The 22,438-nt window shown below is 44.4% G+C and carries 16 protein-coding genes; 8 read left to right on the top strand and 8 right to left on the bottom strand.

Annotated features, from left to right (window positions below):
• Positions 1-29: 29 nt before the first annotated feature.
• The 5 genes from HJG39_RS05905 to HJG39_RS05885 form a co-directional block, all read right to left on the bottom strand.
• Positions 30-2,297, bottom strand: coding sequence for an acyl-CoA dehydrogenase (locus tag HJG39_RS05905; protein ID WP_442781005.1), 2,268 nt, complete (start codon positions 2,295-2,297; stop codon positions 30-32).
• 209 nt (positions 2,298-2,506) lie between these two features.
• Positions 2,507-3,070: a hypothetical protein gene (locus HJG39_RS05900; RefSeq protein WP_268407790.1), complete on the bottom strand. Its 564-nt coding sequence runs from the start codon at positions 3,068-3,070 to the stop codon at positions 2,507-2,509.
• Between the two features lie 177 nt (positions 3,071-3,247).
• Positions 3,248-3,814: a hypothetical protein gene (locus HJG39_RS05895; RefSeq protein WP_268407787.1), complete on the bottom strand. Its 567-nt coding sequence runs from the start codon at positions 3,812-3,814 to the stop codon at positions 3,248-3,250.
• A gap of 7 nt (positions 3,815-3,821) precedes the next feature.
• Positions 3,822-5,000, bottom strand: a complete 1,179-nt coding sequence (locus tag HJG39_RS05890; RefSeq protein ID WP_268407784.1) for a M48 family metallopeptidase — start codon at positions 4,998-5,000, stop codon at positions 3,822-3,824.
• A gap of 2 nt (positions 5,001-5,002) precedes the next feature.
• Complete coding sequence (locus HJG39_RS05885) at positions 5,003-5,749, bottom strand: hypothetical protein (protein ID WP_268407781.1); 747 nt, start codon at positions 5,747-5,749, stop codon at positions 5,003-5,005.
• Positions 5,750-6,343: 594 nt separating this feature from the next.
• On the opposite strand from HJG39_RS05885, the gene ilvG reads away from it, so the two are divergent.
• From ilvG to ilvA, 5 genes are all read left to right on the top strand, one after another.
• A complete protein-coding gene (gene ilvG, locus HJG39_RS05880; protein WP_268407778.1) occupies positions 6,344-8,032 on the top strand; it encodes an acetolactate synthase 2 catalytic subunit in 1,689 nt (562 codons plus the stop codon).
• Positions 8,020-8,292 (top strand): acetolactate synthase 2 small subunit, encoded by a 273-nt coding sequence (gene ilvM / locus HJG39_RS05875; RefSeq protein WP_268407775.1) that lies wholly within the window; start codon positions 8,020-8,022, stop codon positions 8,290-8,292. The genes ilvG and ilvM overlap by 13 nt, the downstream gene beginning before the upstream one ends.
• A 69-nt stretch (positions 8,293-8,361) precedes the next feature.
• A complete protein-coding gene (locus tag HJG39_RS05870; protein ID WP_268407772.1) occupies positions 8,362-9,291 on the top strand; it encodes a branched-chain amino acid transaminase in 930 nt (309 codons plus the stop codon).
• A 262-nt stretch (positions 9,292-9,553) separates the two neighbouring features.
• On the top strand, positions 9,554-11,359 hold the full coding sequence (gene ilvD, locus HJG39_RS05865; protein WP_442781008.1) for a dihydroxy-acid dehydratase: 1,806 nt from the start codon (positions 9,554-9,556) through the stop codon (positions 11,357-11,359).
• Positions 11,360-11,374: 15 nt separating this feature from the next.
• Complete coding sequence (gene ilvA, locus HJG39_RS05860; RefSeq protein ID WP_268407766.1) at positions 11,375-12,931, top strand: threonine ammonia-lyase, biosynthetic; 1,557 nt, start codon at positions 11,375-11,377, stop codon at positions 12,929-12,931.
• A 296-nt stretch (positions 12,932-13,227) separates the two neighbouring features.
• Here the strand turns inward: ilvA and ubiK are convergent, their stop codons facing one another.
• Positions 13,228-13,500, bottom strand: coding sequence for a ubiquinone biosynthesis accessory factor UbiK (ubiK, locus tag HJG39_RS05855; protein ID WP_268407763.1), 273 nt, complete (start codon positions 13,498-13,500; stop codon positions 13,228-13,230).
• A gap of 545 nt (positions 13,501-14,045) precedes the next feature.
• Here ubiK and HJG39_RS05850 point away from each other — a divergent pair.
• From HJG39_RS05850 to rep, 3 genes are all read left to right on the top strand, one after another.
• Positions 14,046-16,463, top strand: a complete 2,418-nt coding sequence (locus HJG39_RS05850; RefSeq protein ID WP_268407760.1) for a pectate lyase family protein — start codon at positions 14,046-14,048, stop codon at positions 16,461-16,463.
• A gap of 106 nt (positions 16,464-16,569) precedes the next feature.
• Complete coding sequence (locus HJG39_RS05845) at positions 16,570-16,980, top strand: GNAT family N-acetyltransferase (RefSeq protein ID WP_268407757.1); 411 nt, start codon at positions 16,570-16,572, stop codon at positions 16,978-16,980.
• A 131-nt stretch (positions 16,981-17,111) separates the two neighbouring features.
• Complete coding sequence (rep, locus tag HJG39_RS05840; protein ID WP_268407754.1) at positions 17,112-19,136, top strand: DNA helicase Rep; 2,025 nt, start codon at positions 17,112-17,114, stop codon at positions 19,134-19,136.
• Between the two features lie 12 nt (positions 19,137-19,148).
• Here rep and HJG39_RS05835 read toward each other — a convergent pair whose 3' ends face one another.
• Positions 19,149-21,800, bottom strand: a complete 2,652-nt coding sequence (locus HJG39_RS05835; RefSeq protein WP_268407751.1) for a sensor domain-containing diguanylate cyclase — start codon at positions 21,798-21,800, stop codon at positions 19,149-19,151.
• 136 nt (positions 21,801-21,936) lie between these two features.
• Positions 21,937-22,308 (bottom strand): c-type cytochrome, encoded by a 372-nt coding sequence (locus HJG39_RS05830; RefSeq protein ID WP_268407986.1) that lies wholly within the window; start codon positions 22,306-22,308, stop codon positions 21,937-21,939.
• Positions 22,309-22,438: the final 130 nt, after the last annotated feature.

The following is a 22,438-nucleotide window of genomic DNA, read 5'->3' as shown; positions in this document are numbered from 1 at the left end:
TTTTGCTTTATTGTGCTAGAGGTTTTTCATTAAGCCGCAGGCTTATGTTTTTGTTCGTAGGACTCTGGACCGGCAGCAATTTGCTCTTTACTGAGTAAATTTAGGTCGAAGTCGTATTCATCTACACGTACTGCTACACGACGTTTGTTTTCGTAATCAGTAACAGCTTCAACTTCACTTGCTGTTAAGTCGCCGCGCTTCTGTAACGCTGCTAGCATATCTTCATAGGCAGTAGCCGGTGCAACAGGATTGGTACGCAGGGCTTTGCGAATTTTAGATAAAATAGGCATGACCTTATGTTTGGCAACGAAAGCTTGCGTATTGATGTCATAGCCATCACCTTCAACACTTTTCACCAAGTGGGTGATTTGCGCTTTAAACTCGCTATTTTCCAAACTTGCTTCTGCAAGCTTACGAATTTGATCATCAGTTACAGCATTAGTTGCATTGCTGTAGCTGTTGGTCAATAAACGCATCAAGTAACGAGTTGGCGCATTCGGGAAGTTAGCAACGAAGTCTGCTTGTGCTTTTTCGCACTGTGCTAGCGCCCAAGTTACACCGTATTCAAAGTACGGTAAGGCTTCTTTTTGTAGACGAGAATCAACGCGCAGTTCAAAATAACGAATCGCTGCCATTGTCATGTACAAGTAGCTCATCATGTCGCCTAAACGAGCAGATAGCATCTCCGCTTTTTTCAAGTTTCCGCCCAATACCAACAAGGCCATGTCAGCCATAGTTGCTAAGTTAGCAGAAAGTTTGTTCATGCGTTTTTCGTACTTCTTCACTGCCGCGTGCTTAGCGGATTCTTTGCGTAGGAATGGCAAATAGCTTAAACCCAAGCTGCGGAAGGCGTTAGCAACACTGTAGCCCACGGTTTTGTTTAATACGCCGTTGAATTTCGAATCTGCGCGGCTATCGTCGCTGTGGATTAGGTCAACCATCTCTTTCAAGTATGGGTGACAGCGCATCGCACCTTGACCGAAAATCATTAAGTTACGAGTTAAGATGTTGGCACCTTCAACTGTAATCGCGATTGGCTGCGCTTGGTAAGCATTTGCTAAGGTATTTTGAGGACCTTTTTGAATGGCCTTACCTGCTTGAACATCCATTGCTGCGGTTAATACATCACGACCTAACTCAGTCATGTGATATTTAGCAATAGCGGTGACAACAGAGGGTTTTAAACCAAGACCCAAACCTTCGGTAGTTAGCACACGCATGGCTTCAAGAAGGTACGTTTTACCTGCCATTTCAGCAAGAGGCTCTTGAATACCTTCGAAGCGACCAATTTGTGTTGCAAACTGTTCACGAACGAAAGAATACTCAGAAGCAGATTTAAAAGATGCTTGTGCGGTTGCTGTACCCATTGCTGGAAGTGAAATACCACGACCTGCACCTAAGCAGCTAACCAACATTTGCCACCCGCGACCAATGTTCTTTTGACCACCGATGATGAAGTCCATTGGGATAAATACATTCTTACCACGGGTTGTACCGTTGTAGAAGCGCATGTTCATTGGATCGTGACGGTTGCCTAATTCCACGCCCGGATGGGATTTAGGAATTAACGCACAGGTAATACCAAGCTCAACTTGATTACCTAATAAACCTTCAGGGTCATAAACCTTGAATGCTAAGCCAAGTACCGTGGCAATAGGGGCAAGTGTGATGTAGCGCTTGTCCCAAGTGACAGACAAACCAACCACTTCTTCACCGTTCCACATGCCTTTTGTCACGATACCGGCATCAGGAATAGCACCGGCATCTGAACCAGCATCTGGGCCGGTTAATGCGAAACAAGGAATGTCTTCACCAACGGCAAGTTTAGGAAGCCAATGTTGCTGTTGTTCGGTTGTTCCGTAATGCATTAGCAGCTCGCCCGGGCCTAATGAGTTAGGCACCATCACGGTTACTGCAACAGAACAGCTCTTAGAAGCCAACATTGAAACGATAGTAGAGTTTGCGTAAGGGCTAAACTCTAAACCACCGAATGCTTTAGGGATAATAAGAGAGAAAAATTTATTTTTGCCTAGGAAGTCTAGGATCTCTTTTGGAAGATGAATATCTTCTTGAATGGCGTGATCGTCGATCATGCCAATTAATTCCTGTAGAGGGCCATCAATGAAAGCTTGCTCTTCAGCGCTAAGTTGCGTTACAGGAATGCGTCTAAGGGCAGCCATATCAGGCTTGCCTTGATAAATTGACGATTCTAACCAAATGTCACCGGCATCGAGTGCTTCTTGCTCAGTAACGGAAATAGGAGGTAATACCTTTTTAAGACTTTTGCGAATACTCATATCTATATACTCATCTGACATCCGACCAGTTAGTAGTAAGTATGATTCAAACGCGCGTTTGGATCAAAAGATTTAACACTAATTTTACTAATTATTTTATAAAATCCAGAAAATCAGGGGCTTATAGAGCTTAAAAAGATAGCCTTAAACGACGAGGAAAGATGTTTTAACCTTTTATTAACTTAATTTTGTGTACAAAAATTGGCTGTTTATTGTATTAAAAATGTACGAATGTCGTCATTTTTAACCAAAAGTGTCCCTGCGTTAATATGCGCTAGCCCTAACTGTTTTACGCCCAATCCAATACTCTTAGCTAAACCATTGGCGTACATTCGAGCGTAAAAGGGCAGGGAGTTTTCAAAAAACGGAAGTAGAGATGTTAACTCTACGTTTTGATCATGGTGGGCCTTAAATCCCGCATAAAAGTTTTCAATAAAGGTTTGAATCTCGGTATCGGATTTAGATTCTTCTGAAAACGTTATATCCCATGTTAATTCCGGCTTTAGCTTGCAGTTTCCTACAAATTTGCCAAACCGGTTGCCGTTAGTTTGCGGTTCAATCAGCGTCAAAATTAACTGATTATCTTTTAGATAAAGAAAGTAAGGCGTATTCACCACAGGACGGAATTTAAACTTGGCCGAAAGAACCATTAAAGACAGCAAATAATCTTTCATTAAGGTTGGCAAATCACGCGTTTCGCGCACGACAAGAGGCGGGTGCCATTGGCTGAATAGAGTAACTAAGCCCTTTCCTTGCGGATTTGCAACTTTCATAGCATGGCCTCATATCGTGCGTTATTTCGTATCGTGATCATCGACTAATGCAATCACAGTGCATTTATATGAGTCAAATTGAATATTGGATCCCAAAGGAGCAACAAAAAGGGCCGCCTGAGGGCGACCCTAAAAAGTGAACCCATCTTAGAGCGGGTTAAACCTGAATGGAATGTTTTAAATGATTATTGAGTTAGCCATATGATCGAATTCAGGAGCATGTTTGTCGAAGTAGTGCAGCTTGGTCGCGATAAAAATCATGCTGTACAAGCGCTTGTCTTTTTCCAATACCAATACATCACCTTGTTTTGCTAAGCCATTTTTAGTGAAGTAGCTTAGGTTGAATCTGAACCCAATTTGCCCCGCAACTTCTGTAGGACGAAGGTTTGATGTGGTTATATCAACATCGCCGCCATAAAGGTTTTTCAAAGACGATGAAACAAGGTCTTGCATTTCGTTTGGTAGCATTCCCGCCTTGAATACGGGCATTGGAAGTTCTTTACTTGGTGGTGTGAATAATCTTTGATTGTTGGCAAGCGCACCAATAAAAATTAATTGGTTAAGTTGTCTGCCGTCAACGGTCCACAGTTCAACATTATTACCCAGTGAATCAGGGGTTTTACTCCACATCGTTTGTGGTTGTACGTTCATGCCTTTTACATTAACGGATTTAGCGTTAATGAGTTTGTATCCTGCACAAGAGGATAAAAATAGAATAGCGATAGTTGCAAATAAAATTCTCATCGTGTCCTTACCTTAACGTCGTTAAATAGTAATTAATCATGGCTTTGTCCGTGGCGTCTGGATTCTTTTCCAAATAGCGCTGAAATTGCACAAATGCCTGTGTTTTCTTGTTTTCTTTTATGAAGAGATAACCAAGTTGTTTGTGAGCCTCTGCGGGCGAATCTTCAAATGAAATGGCGCGTTGATAAGCGTTCATAGCCAGTTTTATATCGTCGTTTTGTCCACGCAAACGATAAAGTTCTCCCAAGAAGAAACTCACATTCGCCGGTGAATAGCCAAGGGTTTCGTGCTTGTGTAACAGCACTTCGGCTTGCTCATATTCTTGAAGACTAATGTGGTTTGCCATTATTTGAGGATAAACCTGACTGACAACTTCAATGTACTCAGCTTGATTGATGCTTTCAGCGTGTTCATTCAGGGAACTTAAGCGTTGTGCTTCAGTTCGTAGCTTGTCGGCGCGTTTGTTTGATGAAGGGTGTGTTTGCCAAAATAGGCTTGGACTTTCTTTACTTTGGTCCGCTTCCCGTTCTTCGATAATGCCTTCCCAGACTTTGCTTGCTTGAATGGGATCGTAGCCGCGTAGTGCCATGAGTTCGAGTCCGATAGTGTCGGCTTCGTGTTCTTGGTCGCGACTAAAAGCATATACGGATGGCAGCATGGCGAGTGTGCCAAGCCCGTGAATACCTGTTAATGCGGCAATGCCAACATCAAGGAATGCAGAAAAAGACGTGGTGTTTTTAACGTTTCTGTAGCGCTGCAATTGATGTGTCATTAAATAATGACCAATTTCGTGGCCTAGAATTGCCGCTAATTGCGCTTCGTTTTCTACACGGAGTAGCAATCCACTCCAAATGTGCATCATGCCATTTGGGTACATAGATGCGTTAAAACCGGGATTATCAATTAAATACACGCGTATGCTAGCGCAATACTCTCCCGCCAAATCACACACCAACTTTTCCAAATATTGGTTAATTGCCGGGTCGGTAATTCGGTATGGAGAGCGCTTGGTTTCTTGTTCAAGTTTTTCAACTTGATACCAAAAACCGCCTTCATCTGTGCCTAAGCTCGGCTTGTAATTGACCTTTAATAACGGTTCTAAACTAATGCCAAGTGGCGCAGCATTAGCAAAGGGTAAACTGCTTATTAGTATCAAATACAGCGTGCGAGTCCATGTAAGAAGCATGGCTAGCTTCCTTTAACGCTCGTTGCGCGAGGCGAAGGTAAACCCGTTAACAAATTGGCAACGGTTTTTTGCGTACCATGTGCTTTGCGTAAGTCGCCGGAAGTACTCACTAACTGGTTAAACCATACAATATCGCCAGAGTTGAGGTCGACCAATGAGGCGAAACCAACTTGCATACCGCCGGTTACGCCAACGCCTAATAGCGCCAACCCAACTTGCATTGCCACTCTGCCGCCACTGGAATAACTGTCGCGCACGTATACAAACATGGCGTAATCTGCGCCCGTTTGTTGTTTTAGTAATTTGGCATCTTCACCCAGTGTCCAGTCAAATTGGTGTTTTTTATTAGGCAATTTAGACTGACCAAAGTGATGCACTAGCACGTTATAACCCACAGCTTCGTGCAACTTTTCCAGTTGAACGTTAGCCGAGTTAATGTCATCTGTAGGTGATTGATAATCTAATATGTTGAGGTTGTTGCGACTAAGTTGAAACTCAATCGCTTTTTCCATATGGCCTTTGGCATCTTTTGTCCACTTGGCGTTCACTTCGTTAAGCCCACCGGCGGTGAGCACAGATAGCTCCACATCCAACGGCATCAGCAACACTTTAGTATCGCTGTTTACGTTAGTGGTAAGTGCTCGAACGGTAGATGCTTTACTGGTTGAATTACAGCCTTGAATCACTAAAAAAGAAAGACAAAGTAGTGCTATTGAAAGCGGGGTTTTTATTGTGAATTGTTGTTTCATTTTGTTGTTGACGCTGGATACGGCTTAGCTTCGCAACCAACTCTCCATGTTTGATTGTTGTTTTTTAGTCCTAGTAGTAACAATGTGTTACATTCGGAGCTAATTATGGCAAAAAAGTGATGTTTGTAAATGTTGTCTTTTGAGAAAATGAAAAAATAGAAATAGGCTCTTGATACTAGGATGTTTATCCTGTTTTGGGTTGGATGTTGCAAACAAAATGTTAAGTATGATCGCTATTTTCTGGTTTTTATTAGGATACAGTCACTAATTTTACTTTTTTTGAAAAATGGGAAATTAAAGCTTGCCCTGCACAAAAATTGTATGTTATTTCTTAAAAAGCAATTTAACAAAAGAGATTTTTTATGCAACTAGCCCACAGTACAAAACGTTTAATTCAAGCATCAATTGCTAGCGTTGTGCTCGTGGACGTCGTGGTGATTATTATTAACTCACTGCGGGGGCGGCTGTTGGCATAATCATAAGGTCAAATTAGCAAAAACCCCCGCACGAAAGTTCGGGGGTTTTTTCGTTTTAGGGCATTCATTTTTTAACACAAAGCAAACGATAATCATTAGATAGAGGCAAATAGTCATCATGAACGGCGCACAATACATTTTGCATTTTCTGGAGCAAAAGCAGGTTCACTCCGTATTTGGCTACCCTGGTGGCGCTATCATGCCATTGTACGATGCCATGCTTGATTCATCGATAAAACACTACTTGGCAAGGCACGAACAAGGTGCAGCTTTTTCCGCTATCGGTTATGCCAGATCAACCAATTCGGTTGGCGTTTGCATTGGCACTTCTGGTCCGGGGGCAACCAACCTTATCACCAGTTTAGCCGATGCCATGCTTGATTCAGTGCCTTTGTTAGTGATCACGGGTCAGGTGGCAACCAGTTCAATGGGATCAGATGCATTTCAAGAAGTCGACGTATTGGGTTTGTCGTTAAGTGTTTGCAAACACAGCGAACTTGTTACCGATATTCGTGAGCTTCCCGCTGCACTGGAATATAGCTGGGAATTGGCACAAGAAGGTCGTCCCGGTCCGATTTTATTAGATGTACCAAAAGATGTTCTGTTGACTGAACTAAATGATACCGACATCAAGCAAAGTTCAGGTACTCAAACTTCTACCACATCAGAAATGCAAGTTATTGATGGGCATCAACAGCCGGTTAGTGAAATTAATCAACTACTTGAGCAAGCACAAAAACCTTTGTTGTATGTGGGCGGAGGAGTGGCAATGGCTGGAGCTATTCAAGAACTAAACGACTTTATTGAGCGAAGTCATTTGCCATCTGTTTCTACGTTAAAAGGCTTAGGTTGTGTGCCTAGCGCACATCCTTACTACCTGGGTATGCTCGGAATGCATGGTTTACCCGGTGCGAATATCGCCGTCCAAGAGTGTGATTTATTACTTGTCGTCGGTGCTCGTTTAGATGATAGAGCAACAGGTAAATTAGATGAATTTGCGCCACACGCCAAAGTGGTTCATGTCGATATTGATGCAGCGGAACTGGGTAAACGCCGCGCTACTCACATTGCTATTCAAGCTGATGTGAAGCAAATTTTGCCATTGTTGACGACACACCAAGATTACGACGAATGGAACGCCCACTTAAGGCAAATCAAAGCGGAAAAGGCGGTGCAGTACAGCGATTTTTCCGCTTCGGCAAGACCCGATGCGCCAAGTGTTTTACATTGCCTTAGTGAAAAACTTCCTAAAAATGCTGTTGTTGCTTGTGATGTTGGTCAACATCAAATGTGGGTGGCGCAACATATGCAATTTACAACGCCCTGCAATCATTTAACCAGTGGCGGCCTTGGCACTATGGGCTTTGGTTTGCCCGCAGCAATCGGGGCAAAAGTCGCGCGTCCCCAGCATACGGTTGTTTCGGTGTCCGGTGATGGTTCGTTCATGATGAACGTACAAGAGCTTGGTACGTTAAAACGCTATGGTATCCCTGTCAAAATCATCATTATGGATAACCAACGGCTTGGCATGGTGAAGCAATGGCAAGAGTTGTTTCACGAAGAGCGCTACAGCGAAACGAATTTATCCTGTAACCCTGAATTCTGTGCGTTGGCACAAGTGTTTGGTTTAACTGCAAGAGAGCTAACAAATAATAACCAAACAGAAGAAGCCTTAAATTGGTTATTGGAGCAAGAAGGCGCCGCTTTATTACATGTGCGCTTAGACGAACAACAAAATGTGTGGCCGATTGTGCCACCCAATACGGCAAATCATAAAATGTGGGAGCAACCATCATGCAATGCTTGAAGCTAGAAGTGAATAATAAGCCAGCTATTCTTGAACGTGTATTGCAAGTTGTTCGCTACCGAGGCTTTGAGCTAATTAGCCTACAGGTGTCTCCCCAAGGGATGGATATGTTGACAGTTTTCATTACCGTCGACGGAGTCCAACCTATAAGTAAACTAACCAATCAGCTAAATAAGTTGTATGATTTGGCCGGAATAATTCATTTAAACTTAGCTCAATCCGAGAATGCGCCACATGAAAACGCAATGCGTACCGCGTAAAAGTGCTAGGTCAACAGTACTTAGTATCAGTTTAGATTGGGCTACTGGGCGTACACAATAGGAATAACAATGTCTAAAAAACTTGCTGATTTAATTTGGTTTAATGGTGAAATCATTCCTTGGGAAAAGGCACAGGTGCATGTCTTAACCCACGCGATTCATTATGGCTCTTCTGTTTTTGAAGGTATCCGTGCTTACAATACGCCAGATAAAGGAACCTGTGTATTCCGCCTGCAAGAACATAACCGTAGGTTGTTAGATTCTGCAAAAGTCTACCGCATGACAATCCCTTATACGGTGGAGCAAATTAACGAAGCAACCTTAAACATCATTAAAGAAAACAAACTTGAATCTGCTTATATTCGTCCAATCGCATTTTATGGCGATATTGGTATGGGGCTTCAAGTGCCATTTGGTCAAGAAACTGAACTCGCTATTGCGGCATTCCCTTGGGGTGCGTATTTAGGTGAAGAAGCGTTAAAAAACGGTGTTGATGCAGGAGTATCTTCGTGGAATCGTTTGGCCGCCAACACCATTCCTACTGGTGCCAAAGCGGGTGGTAATTACTTATCTTCTCAGTTAATTTCCATGGAAGCGCGTCGTCATGGTTACGGTGAAGGCATCGCGTTAGACGTAAACGGTTACGTTAGTGAAGGTGCGGGCGAAAACCTATTCGTGATTCGTAATGGGATTGTTTCTACTACACCTAAAACGGCGGCGATTTTACCGGGTATCACGCGCGATACGTGCATGACCATGTTGCGCGAACTGGGTTATGAGATTCGTGAAGAGAACATTCCAAGAGAATCGCTCTATTTAGCGGACGAAATATTCATGTGCGGTACAGCCGCAGAAGTGACACCAGTGCGTAGCGTTGATGGCATTGATGTTGGCTCTGGTTCGCGCGGCAAGATCACCGAACAAGTACAAACAATGTTTTTCGGTTTATTCAATGGAAAAACAGAAGATAAATGGGGTTGGTTAACGCCGGTCGAATAAGCGATAAACACGCTTAAGTATAGGAGTTAGCCCCGCTGTTAACTCCTAACTTCCTCGCTGTTATCTACTTAGCTTCCTGCTTCCTCCCTCATCGGTTTAAAAAATACACTATGTTCATGCATTTTTGTGTGAATATAGGGAATCTATCGGGCAATTATGCTGGATTGATGCACGTTAATAGCGTCGTCCTGAACTTGAATTATTTAAGGTAAAAACAGTGGCTAGAAAACTCCGTTCTGCAACTTCAACTCATGGTCGTAATATGGCTGGTGCCCGTGCTTTGTGGCGCGCTACCGGTATGGCTGACGCCGATTTTGGGAAGCCCATTATCGCGGTAGCCAACTCGTTTACCCAGTTTGTCCCGGGGCATGTACATTTAAAAGATATGGGGCAGTTGGTTGCCAGACAAATTGAAAAAGCAGGTGGTATCGCTAAAGAATTCAATACTATTGCGGTAGATGACGGCATTGCGATGGGACATAGCGGCATGTTGTATAGCTTACCGTCGCGTGAGTTAATTGCTGACTCTGTAGAGTACATGGTCAACGCCCATTGCGCCGATGCTTTAGTGTGTATTTCCAACTGTGACAAAATCACGCCGGGAATGCTTATGGCGGCGATGCGTTTAAATATCCCGGTGATTTTTGTTTCAGGCGGCCCAATGGAAGCGGGCAAAACTAAGTTATCAGACCAAATCATCAAATTGGACTTGGTTGATGCCATGGTGGCAGCAGCCGATGACAAAGTTTCCCAAGAAGATGCTGACCAAATTGAGCGTTCAGCTTGCCCTACATGTGGTTCTTGCTCTGGCATGTTTACGGCCAATTCTATGAACTGTTTAACCGAAGCTTTGGGGCTATCCTTGCCCGGGAACGGTTCTATGTTGGCAACCCATGCCGATCGCGAAACGTTGTTTTTAAAGGCGGGAGAGCAGATTGTCGAACTTTGCAAGCGCTACTATCAACAAGAAGACGATAGTGTTCTGCCTCGTGAAATTGCCAACTTCAATGCCTTTGAAAATGCCATGAGCTTGGACATTGCCATGGGCGGTTCAACGAACACGGTATTGCACCTTTTAGCTGCCGCGATAGAAGGTGAAGTGCCTTTTACCATGGAAGACATCGACCGATTGTCGCGTAAAGTGCCACACCTGTGTAAAGTCGCCCCATCAACCAGCAAATACCACATGGAAGATGTTCACCGTGCGGGTGGCGTGGTTGGCATTCTTTCAGAACTTAATAAAGCTGGCTTGTTACATGCTGACAACCAACATGTTCTGGGAATGTCCGTGCAAGAAGTGCTTGATAGTTGGGATGTAACCAATCCTGCCAACGAGCAGGCAATTGCGTTTTATCGAGCCGGACCTGCTGGTATTCGCACAACCCAAGCTTTCAGCCAAGACTGTCGCTATGACAGCGTAGACGACGACAGACAAAACGGCTGTACCCGCAGCGTTGAACATGCTTACAGTCAAGATGGTGGTTTAGCCGTGCTATTCGGCAATATTGCAGAAAAAGGCTGCATTGTTAAAACCGCTGGCGTGGATGAGTCCATTCTTGTGTTTAATGGCAAAGCTAAAGTCTATGAGAGTCAGGACGATGCTGTTCAAGGCATTTTGAATGACGAAGTGAGCGCGGGCGATGCCGTTATTATTCGTTATGAAGGGCCAAAAGGCGGCCCCGGAATGCAGGAAATGCTATACCCAACCTCTTATTTAAAATCCAAAGGGCTAGGTAAAGCGTGCGCGCTTATCACCGACGGGCGCTTCTCTGGTGGAACGTCCGGGTTATCTATCGGTCACTGTTCACCGGAAGCCGCTTCTGGGGGGGCTTTAGCGTTAGTGAAAGATGGCGACCCCATTAGCATCGATATTCCAAATCGTAGCATTAACCTTGCTATTGATGATGCCGAGTTAGCTCAGCGTCGAGCTGAGATGCAGGCAAGTGATAAGCCTTGGCGCCCGGTTACACGAGTGCGTCCGGTGTCTACGGCGCTAAAAACATACGCCATGCTAGCGACCAGCGCAGATAAAGGCGCGGTCAGAGATGTCAGCAAGTTACCCGAATAACAGGAGCCTATGCCTATGCAGGATCATCATCCAAAAGAACTAACCGCCTTTGAGTATCTGCGCAAGATTTTAAGCTCACCTGTTTATGATGTTGCGGTGAATTCCGACTTAAATTACTTGCAGCGACTTTCTGCTGAGCTAGGCAATCAAATTTGGTTAAAACGAGAAGATCAGCAGCCGGTAAAATCCTTCAAATTGCGCGGGGCTTACAACCGGATTTGTCAATTAACCGAAGCGCAATTGGCTCGGGGTGTGGTCGCCGCTTCTGCGGGGAATCATGCCCAGGGAGTCGCGTATTCGGCGAAATACAAAAATATACGAGCTACCATCGTAATGCCGAGTACCACACCTGAAATTAAAGTAGAAGCCGTGCGTAATTTTGGTGGTGATAACGTTGAGATTGTGCTCTACGGCGACAACTTCAATACGGCAAATGCAAAGGCATACGCACTGGCCGAGGAGCATGGCTATATTATGCTGCCTCCCTTTGATGATCCTGATGTCATTGCCGGGCAAGGTACTATTGGTAAGGAGATCCTCGAGCAAAACCCGCATATCGACACGCTATTTATTGCTGTGGGCGGCGGCGGGTTAGCAGCAGGCATTAGCACCTATGTAAAGACCATACGCCCCGATATTCGTATCATCGCAGTAGAAGCGGAAGACTCTGCTTGTTACACCGCAGCGAGAGGAAAGGGGGCTCCAGTAGATTTACCCTCAGTTGGCATCTTTGCCGATGGCGTAGCGGTTCGGCGGGTCGGTACAGAGCCATTTCGCTTGTGCCAGCAGTTTGTAGACGAAACCATCACCGTTTCAACCGACGAAATTTGTGGCGCTATTAAAGATATTTTCGATGATACACGCACTATAGCCGAACCTGCCGGGGCGCTTTCAGTTGCCGCTATCCGAAAATATACACGAGAGAAGGGAATTTCGGGACGGAATATTGCGGGTATTTTGTGTGGTGCAAACATCAACTTTCATACCTTGCGTTATGTGTCTGAACGATGTGAATTAGGTGAACAAAAGGAAGCTGTTTTTGCGGTGAAAATCCCAGAAGAAAAAGGCGCGTTTATGCGTTTTTGTCGCTTGATGGGAGATCGTGCCATCACCGAGTTTAACTATCGTTTTGCTTTGGAAAACGATGCTCATATATTTGTAGGTACGCGATTACGTTATGGCTTACCCGAATTTCAACAGCTCACCGAAAAGCTAGAAGACGAAGGATATGAATGGTTCGACCTTTCAAATGATGAAACCGCAAAACTCCATGTACGCTACATGGTTGGTGGACGACCTGCTAGCTTGCCGAATGAACGGATATTCTCCTTCGAATTTCCAGAATCTCCCGGCGCCTTGTTGCGCTTTTTAGAAACGCTCGGCGAACATTGGAACATCACTTTATTTCATTATCGAAATCATGGCGCAGCGGAAGGCTTGGTATTAGCAGGTTTCGACATCCCAGAGCCGGAATTTGAACGTTTTAAAGAAGACTTAAATGAACTGAACTATGAATATACAGAGCAAACACAAAACCCCGCTTATCGCTTCTTTTTATCGGGGTGCGGTTAGCCGTTTTTACTTTGTTGCTCAAGCCTGCATTTTTAGCACTTTATATCTTCGGCTTAGCAGGACGCTTAGCTTAAGGATGTTAAAGGACTAAAAATGTGGATGCTATCTTGAGAAATATCGCATTAATTCAACCGCTTGATTGCTAAAAGCGTAAAAGCGTAAAAGCGTAAAAGCGTAAAAGCGTAAAAGCGTAAAAGCGTAAAAGCGCCCTTGCGTTGAATAAAAAATTTGTCTCTATTCAAACTCTAAGGCGCTGATGTTAAGGCGGTATTATTTACGCATTGTTATCTTTCGATTCACTCTGCTTTCTCAGCATCTTTTTTCGCCTCTGAACCGCCTTCTAACGCTTCCACACGCGCTTCTAACGCTTCTAACTTTTCGCGAGTGCGTTGCAGCACCATAGTTTGCACATCAAATTCTTCACGGCTAACAAAATCAAGGCGACTAAGTTGAGATTGCAGCACTTGTTTTACCTTGGTTTCCAGCCCTTCTGCCACATTTTTCACGCCCGGTGGTACGGCATCGGCTATTTGCTTGGCTAAGTCTTCGAGTTTTTTCGGATCCAACATAAGGCTACTCATAAAATAAAGGGGCGTTAGCGTTAACTTAGCACCCATGTGTTTAATCGGTATTGCATGAAGTTTATCAAATTAACGCGAGCTTACCTAAATAGAATACGGCGGGAAATGTTACCAAACTTACGTCGCGTTAAATTTGCTTGTAGAACTGAATTAAAGTTACATAAAAATAACGATTTATATAAATTTAATAACAATAATTTTACATTGGGGTTTGTTGGTCATATAATTAACCGAACTGCTACCGGTGGCAGTTCGGTTTTTCAATGTGAATGTGTTGAATTAAAGGGAAGGATGAGTACCCGTTATTAAGAAGAGTGTTATTGGGGTAATCGTCTTACCTCTCCGGTTTATATGATTTTTCTATTTTGGTAGTTGTTAATTTTGACATGGTGTTGGTTTCTTATTTTGTTTTATCGATAGCATTTTGAATAAGTTCTAGTTGTACTAAATTTACTCTAATTGCTACCGGTGGCACATTGTGAGGCGTGGTTGGAAAATGTGACTTAAAATAATAATGTTAAGAAGGTGTAACAATGGCAACATTTAAAATCCCTAAGCATTGCGCACGTTACCTGAGTGTAATTGTGGCGCTTTATTGCACAGATGCATTAGCTGAAAATCTAAGCATTGGTGCCGGTTCTGATGGTTCGAGTAAGGCAAGCGGTACAAGTTACGGAAACGTAAGAGACGGTGATCTTTCAACGTATTGGTCGCCAACAAGTTCGACAGGACGTATTTCAATTAAATGGGGTAGCAATACCACCGTTGGTTCTATTGTGATTCAGGAAGCTTCAGGGTTTGAAGGCAATATTGGAGCATGGAATGTTGTAAACCATGACACTGGTGACGTATTAGCTACGGGCTCCGGGTCAGGTAGTATCTCTTTTACACCTGTGGCGTTACGCAAAATCAACTTTGTTATCAATAGTTCTTCTGGTACGCCGGCAGTGGCTGAATTTGAGACTTACGCCGATGGATCAGGTACAACGCCGCCACCGGCAGGTCAGGTATCGTTATCTACGAGTGTCACTGGCAGCACAGTGGCTTTGAACTGGACCACAGAAAACATCGCGAACGTTAGCACAGTTGAAGTTTTCCGTGACACAGATAACAACCCAACGGGGCGAGTGAGTGTCGCAACTAATGTGTCCGGCACAAGTTATACCGATTCTAGTTTGGCAAACGGCACCTATTATTATTGGGTGAAAATTACCGACGACCAAGGTAACAGCGTTGAGTCCAGCCCGGTTACAGCAACCGTAAATGTTGAGCAACCGGATTTACCATCGGTTAGTTTAAATGCGTCCGCCGCAGGCACAAATGTTGATTTAAGCTGGTCGGTAACAGCAATTAACGTTGCCAATCAATCTGTTTATCGTGATACCGATGCAAACCCATCTGGCAGCACGCTAATCGCTTCCAATGTGTCGGGCTCTCAATTTACCGACACTAACGTCGCACCGGGCACCTATTACTACTGGGTAGATGTTGCCGATGCCAGTGGTGGAACTTATCGTTCAGAAGCGGCAACTGCAATTGTAAGCGCCCCGGGCGATGCCAATTGTGCGGCTCTGGTTAACGATGATTCGGTAAACTGGTACGACAGTGCGTTACAAAGTGACCAAGAAATCGTGGCGTGTTTATCTGAGTCTTTGGGTAAACCGGTTGGATTCGGTGGCAAAACCACTGGTGGTTATGATGCCGATGGCAACAGCAATCTTGTTGTGATCACCAAAGGCGGCAGTGTTTCGCCTGAGCAGCAAATTTTAGATGCCATTAGTTCCGCATCGCCTAACTGGATCGTGTTCGACAAAGAAGACTTTGCAAACGACACCACGCTTGCGATGTATCGTAACGGTTGTAGTAACCCAGATGTATTAGAAGCATTGGATAACGCTACCGAGGCCGAGTGTCGTGACCACACGTTATGGTGTAGTAATCACGGGGTATCTAGCGCTAACTGTAATTCTACTTTCTTCAACGACAGAATAAACGACAAGTCGCTTAATGCATTGAAGATCCCGCTTATCAACTCCAACACAACCATTGATGGACGTGGTGCTAAAGTAACCTTCTTGTTCAGCGGCTTCAAAATTGGTTCGGATAGCTCTGGCGCAAGTACGCATGTTTCTGAAAACGTGATTATCACCAACAACCGCTTTATTGGGGCAGGCCATGATGAAGATCATAACCTTGACCCAGACATGATTCGTTCAACGGGTGAGTCTCACGATATTTGGATCCACCAAAACACCTTTGAAGAAACCGGCGATTCAGCGTTTGATGTGAAAGTAGGCGCTTACGATATTACAGTTTCGTTCAACCGTTTACATAACGTTAAGCGTGCGGCGTTGCACGGTTCAAGCGACAGCAGAACCATCAACTCGCAAATTACTACCACCATTCACAATAACTTGTTTGTGACAACCGATGATGTTTACGGTAGCAGTACCTACAACACATTGCGTCGTGTGCCCTTGATGCGTCGTGGTCAATCGCACATGTTTAACAACGTATTCTACGGGTATCGTAAAGACATCCTAAGCGTACGTGTAGGCGGTCGCATTGCCTTCGATAACAACATGGTGCTTAACAACATCAACAACTCTAAGGGTGACGATTTACAAGACTGGGTTGAAGTGTTGCTAAGAGACTTCCGCGAAGGCGGTTTGGAAGTGACTGGCAGCTATGTTTGGTATGCCGATTCAGCATGTCAATTACAAGGCCAACCGGGTGACTTAACGGCTTCCCATGGTGTTACGCCAAATATGGTTGCGTCATACGACAGCGCTAGCCAAGCAACCTACAACAGCTATCGCTTTGCAGCCGGCACGGACTTAGCCGACTACGTATTTGCAACCGCAGGTAAAGGCGCGTTAGCACCTTACGTATCACCGGATTCGCTAGGCGTGTCAACGCTTATCGGTTTAGCGCCGGGTAGCTGTCAGTAAATAATTGAGCAATACAGTTCTGCAACTCCGAGTTTGCAGGTAAAGTAAAAACGGCGACATTATCACGATGTCGCCGTTTTTTTATGTCAAAGAAGGAATACCTGCGATGGCTATTTTATACAAAATCAACGAGCCAATTAGCGCTGAACAATTTATCGCGTTGCTAAATGAATCAACCCTTGGCGAACGCAGACCAGTGAGCGATGCAGAGTGCATGAAAGGCATGGTAGAAAACAGCAATTTGATTGTGACCGCATGGAATAACGGCAAACTCGTTGGTGTGGCGCGCAGCTTAACCGATTTTCATTATGCCTGTTACTTATCGGATTTAGCGGTATCCAAACACTACCAAAAACAAGGTATCGGTAAGCGATTACAACAACTGACACAAGAACAACTTGGGCCAAAGTGCAAACTCATACTTCTTTCAGCGCCCGCTGCAAACAATTACTACCCGAGCATTGGTTACACCAATAATCCTCGATGTTGGGTGTTGGAGCGGGATAAGCAAATCTAAATAGTAATGAAAATTCAGTGTTTTTCAGGGATGATATAAACCTCTACAATATTCACTTAATCCAACCTAAATTAAACTACAGTTTAAGGGTGCTTGCAGGTAAAATCGCGGCTCAAATTTGAAGAGCGCCCATGAAACTTAATCCTAAACAAAATGAAGCGGTAAATTACATTTCTGGCCCTTGCCTAGTGTTGGCGGGAGCGGGCAGTGGTAAAACGCGCGTTATCACCAATAAAATCGCCTATTTAGTGCAAAAGTGCGGCATCCCTGCGCGTAACATTATTGCGGTGACGTTTACCAACAAAGCCGCGCGAGAAATGAAAGAGCGCGTGTCGCAAACCATGGGCAAGCAAGAAGCGCGCGGGCTAAAAGTTTCTACCTTTCATACCCTTGGGCTGAATATTATTAAACGAGAAGTGAAAGCGTTGGGCTTGAAGCCCGGCTTCTCGTTATTCGATGACAAAGATTCCAGCGCACTGATAAAAGATTTAGTCGGCGATGAGTTTGGCGACGATAAAGACCAGTTACAGTTGTTGCAGTCTACTATTTCCAATTGGAAAAACGACTTACTGCTACCGCAACATATTTTAAAACACGCTAGAGACCCGCAAGACGTTGCTTTCGCCCAGTTTTATGAGACTTATCAGCAGCATTTAAAATCCTACAATGCCTTGGATTTTGATGATCTTATTTTGATGCCAACCTTGCTGTTTAAAGCCAACGAAGATGTGCGAACACGCTGGCGCAGGCAAATTAAATACGTGCTGGTGGATGAGTATCAAGACACCAACACCAGTCAGTACGAGCTAATTCGTATGTTGGTAGGAGAAAACGCACGCTTTACCGTGGTTGGTGACGATGATCAGTCCATTTATTCATGGCGCGGCGCAAAACCGCAAAATTTGGTGTTGTTAAACGAGCATTACCCCAATCTTCGACTCATCAAGCTGGAGCAAAATTACCGCTCATCGGGGCGCATTCTGCATTGCGCTAACATTTTGATTGATAACAACCCTCACGTTTTCGAAAAAAAGCTTTACTCCGAGTTGGGCTACGGCGAAATTCTGCGGGTGTTGGAGTGTAAATCTGAAGAACATGAAGTTGAGCGTGTGGTAGCGGAACTGCTAGCGCATAAATTCATGAATGGCAGCATGTATCGTGATTACGCCATTTTGTATCGTGGAAACCATCAGTCGCGCGGCTTTGAAAAAGCCTTAACCATGAACAAAATTCCCTACAAACTTAGTGGTGGAACCTCATTTTTCGGGCGCGCAGAAGTGAAAGACATGATGGCGTATTTCCGCTTGTTGGTGAATCAGGACGACGACACCGCATTGCTTCGTGTGATCAATACACCAAGCCGTGGCATTGGGCGCGTGACGCTGGAAAAAATTGGCGGCTTAGCGCACCAAATGCATTGTTCTATGTTCGAAGCCGCAATGTCGGAACAAATTCGTCATGTGCTGAGTGGCAAAGCGTTAACTGCGGTTGAAAATTTCGGTCGATGGATGGTCGAGCTTTCTGATAACGCGCAACGTGGTGACACTGTTGCCGCTATTCGCGATCTTATTAAAAGCAGTGGTTACGAAGAATATTTGTATGAATCCAGCACCAGTCCCAAGGCCGCTGAAATGGCGATGGCAAACATCAGCACCTTGTTTGGTTGGGTCAATGGCATGTTGCAAGGCGACGACCTAGAGCCGCCAATGACCTTACAAGAAGTGGTTAATCGCTTAATGCTGCGCGACATGATGGAGCGTGGCGAAGGGGAAGAAGATGACGATGCTGTTAAACTTATGACGCTCCATGCTTCCAAAGGGTTGGAGTTCCCATTTGTATTTATGGTTGGCATGGAAGAAGGCTTATTGCCACACCAAACCAGCATTGATGAAGATAACATCGAAGAAGAACGGCGCTTGGCGTATGTGGGTATTACTCGGGCGCAACGAGAGTTGTATTTTAGCTACGCAAAAGAACGCCGTCAGTATGGCGAGCTAATTCGTACAGAGCCAAGCCGTTTTCTCATGGAGTTGCCTCAGGATGATTTGGAATGGCAGCAAAAGCGTCCGAAAGACAGCAAAGAAGTTCGTCAGAAAAAAGCGGAAATTGGTGTTGCCAATTTACGTGCTAGTTTGGGCGATTTTTTGAAAGACTAGATAGCTAACGTACTAGCAAGAAACGTTTGTTGATGGTGACTGCAACGTGTCGCTAGTTTGGCTTTTTTGAGCTGGCAGTAAGGGGACTGGCTGACTAATATGGCGTCCTTGAGCAAATAAACAGCCTATCTGTTGTACGGCGGATAATTGCGCTGGAGCTTCTATGCCATTGGCAATTAAACGGAAACCAAAATTGTTAGCAATTTGCTGTAATGAATGAACTAGCTGCCTATTTTGTTCGTTTTCCGGTAGAGACTTGATCAAATGACGGTCAACCTTGACGAAATCAAACGGAAAATGACAGAGCGAGTTGAGAGAAGCCATACCGTTGCCAAAATTATCTAGAACCAAGGTTACGCCAAGGTCTTTTAGCTCTTGGATAGAGCTGTGAATATGTTGAATTGGACCATTAATATGACTTTCGTCAATTTCCAATACTAGCTTTTCCGGTGGCACGCCAGAATTTTGGATCAGCTTGATGAGTTGCTTAACCTGTTTGCTGTGCATTAAATGACTGACGGAAATGTTGATGCCAATATTGCGTTTGCGCTCTTGTTCATTCCCCGTTTCTTGCCACTCCCTTAAGCGTTGGCAGGCTTGCTCAATCATGAAGCGATCAATTTCTAGTGTCATGCCAACATGTTCCGCAACATTCCAGAATCGTTCTCGCTTTATCTTACCAAGCTTAGAATGATGCCAGCGAACGTAACATTCACAGTACAACTCTTCTTTGCTGTTTAAATCGATAATGGGTTGAGAATAACAATCGAAGTTGTTGTCTTTTAAGGTATGACGGAATTCGTTTTCTAATTCGACTTCTTCTAGTAGGCGCTTACGCATACTTTGGTCGAACATTACATAGCGTCCCCGACCTGATGATTTAGCCTGATACATAGCAGCGTCGGCATCACGGATCACTTCGCCAGCTTCTTTATACCAAGTCTCAATAAAGGCGATACCTATACTGCCACCTGAGTACATTTCCGTGCCTTCCAAACTGAAAGCATTCGACATGGTATCAAGTATACGTACAGCGACTTCTTCGGCGTCTTCGTCTCGTTCAAAGCTATCGAGTAAAATAACGAACTCATCGCCACCTAATCGGGCCAGTAAATCGTGACCTCGAATACAACGAGAAATACGTTGACTCACTTCTATTAGAAATTGGTCGCCTGCTTGATGACCCAGTGTGTCGTTAATGAGTTTAAAACGATCTAAGTCAATGAATAAAATAGCAAATTTATTTTTTGGATAGCGCATTTTGTTGGCAATTGCCAGTTCTACCCGGCTGGTAAATAATGCGCGATTCGGTAAGCCAGTGAGGGAATCATGGTGAGCATCATGAATAAGCCGAAGTTCAATTTGCTTACGCTCTTCTATTTGCTCTTTCAAACTGGCATTAGCACGGTGTAATTCTTCGGTTCGTTCTTTGACTTTATCGGTAAGTTGCTGGTTATAGGCTTGGATTTCTTCAGATGCATGTTTGCGTTCAAGTGCTACGGCAATGTGATGAGAGACATATCGTAACAGTTCCAAGTCTTTGGGCTGGTATTTGTATTTATCGTTGTAAGACTGAATTCCGACAACGCCAGAAACCACTCCCTCTACAACTAGAGGAGTGCCAAGCCAATAGTTCTGTCCTTGCTTCATCCGGTGTGCAACTTCGATGTCCAACTCACCTTCATCTGCAAGTTCTTTTGCGCGATTGGGACCAATCAGTTCGGCTCTGCCGTGCCGCAACACATATTCTGTTAGTCCCCACCCGAGTGGGCGAGGGGCAACTTGGGCATAGCTTTCGTCAGAGAAATAAGGAAATTCTAAATAATTTTCATCTTTATTATGGATGGCGATGTAACAGTTTGGTGCATGAATTAAGCGAGCAAGCACAATATGCAGGTTCGAATAGAAATTCTCCATATCGCCATCAAGACCGGCAGACAGTTCCGAAATTTCAAAGAGTGCTTGTTGCAAATCTTCAATCTTTTGGCGTTCTTGAATCTCTTCTTGAAGCTCATCGTTAATTTTTCGTAGCTGCTTTGTACGTTCGCGAATTGTGCGTTCAGTGAACTCTCGGTTCTTGACGCGATCAATCGAGGTGACAATATGCTGCGAAACGAACTGTAGCACCTCCATGTCTTCTTCATTATGCCGCACGGAGTCGTCATAACTTTGCACCACCATTGCCCCAATGACTTTGCTACCGCGTTTCAATGGCACACCAAGCCAATCGACGCTGCTTGTACCGAGATCCCTAATATCGAGTTGATTGGCTATTTCATCAAAGTTCTCTTTGGTAGCAAATAACGGGTTACCGGTTCTTAACACGTATCCGGTCATGCCATTTTTGAGTTCAGCGGCAGGTATTTGTTTTACGTTAAGTTCATCGAATTCATCAACAAAGTAAACAAAGTCAACCTCTTCGGCGACATCATCATAATAAGCAACATAGAAATTTCGGGCGTTCATTAGCCCATCGATAATTTTGTGAAGCGCGGCGTAGAGGCGAGTGAGCTCACTAACTGAGCTGGAAAGTTCAGAAATTTGAAATAACGCGGTTTGAACAAGTTCTTTGCGTTTGTATTTGTCTGCTATCTGCTGTAACTCAGGAACCAGTTCCCGTAGCTCTGCTTCGGAGAGCACTTCAGCAGGTGTTTGAGTCACCATTCTTCACATTTCTTCAGTACATTGCGTTTAGTTGCACACCGTAACAACAAAAAAGGCTACTTGATGAGTAGCCTTCGAAAGAACCCGTAAAAACACTACCATACGGATGGAATTATGGATTATTTCGCTCGTAGGCTTATTTAAAATCTGTCATAAATTCAATAGCGGCCTGAATTTCATCATCTGAACAATCACCACATGCGCCACGAGCTGGCATAGCGTTGAAGCCGTTCAAAGCGTGATCTAATAAGGTATCAAAACCTCGTTCGTCAATTCGCGGTTGCCAATCAGCTTGATCGGCCAACTTAGGTGCACCTAATGCGCCTGTTCCGTGACATGCGACACAGGCGGCTTGATAAACTGCCTCACCTGAACGAGTACCACCTGCACTTTCGGTAACGGCACCTTTAACGTGAACCTGACCAAGAGGCTTAATTCGTTCGATTAACGCTTGATTGTCATCCTGCGCTACGGCAACTGAACCCGTGCCTAAAGCAACGACTAACATTAAGACTGCTTTTTTCACATTTCTCTCCAACTGAGCCTGTGAGAAGGAACTGTAACTTTTGGGGCCAAGATTATAGCGCCAAATCCCATAGGAACAAGAAATTAATCAATAAAGTTGCCGCTAAAATCAT

It is taken from the genome of Alteromonas sp. a30 (assembly GCF_026788005.1).
GTDB lineage: Bacteria > Pseudomonadota > Gammaproteobacteria > Enterobacterales > Alteromonadaceae > Paraneptunicella.
Note: the sequence above shows the minus strand (reverse complement) of the source record. Positions and strands in the feature narration are given on the sequence as shown.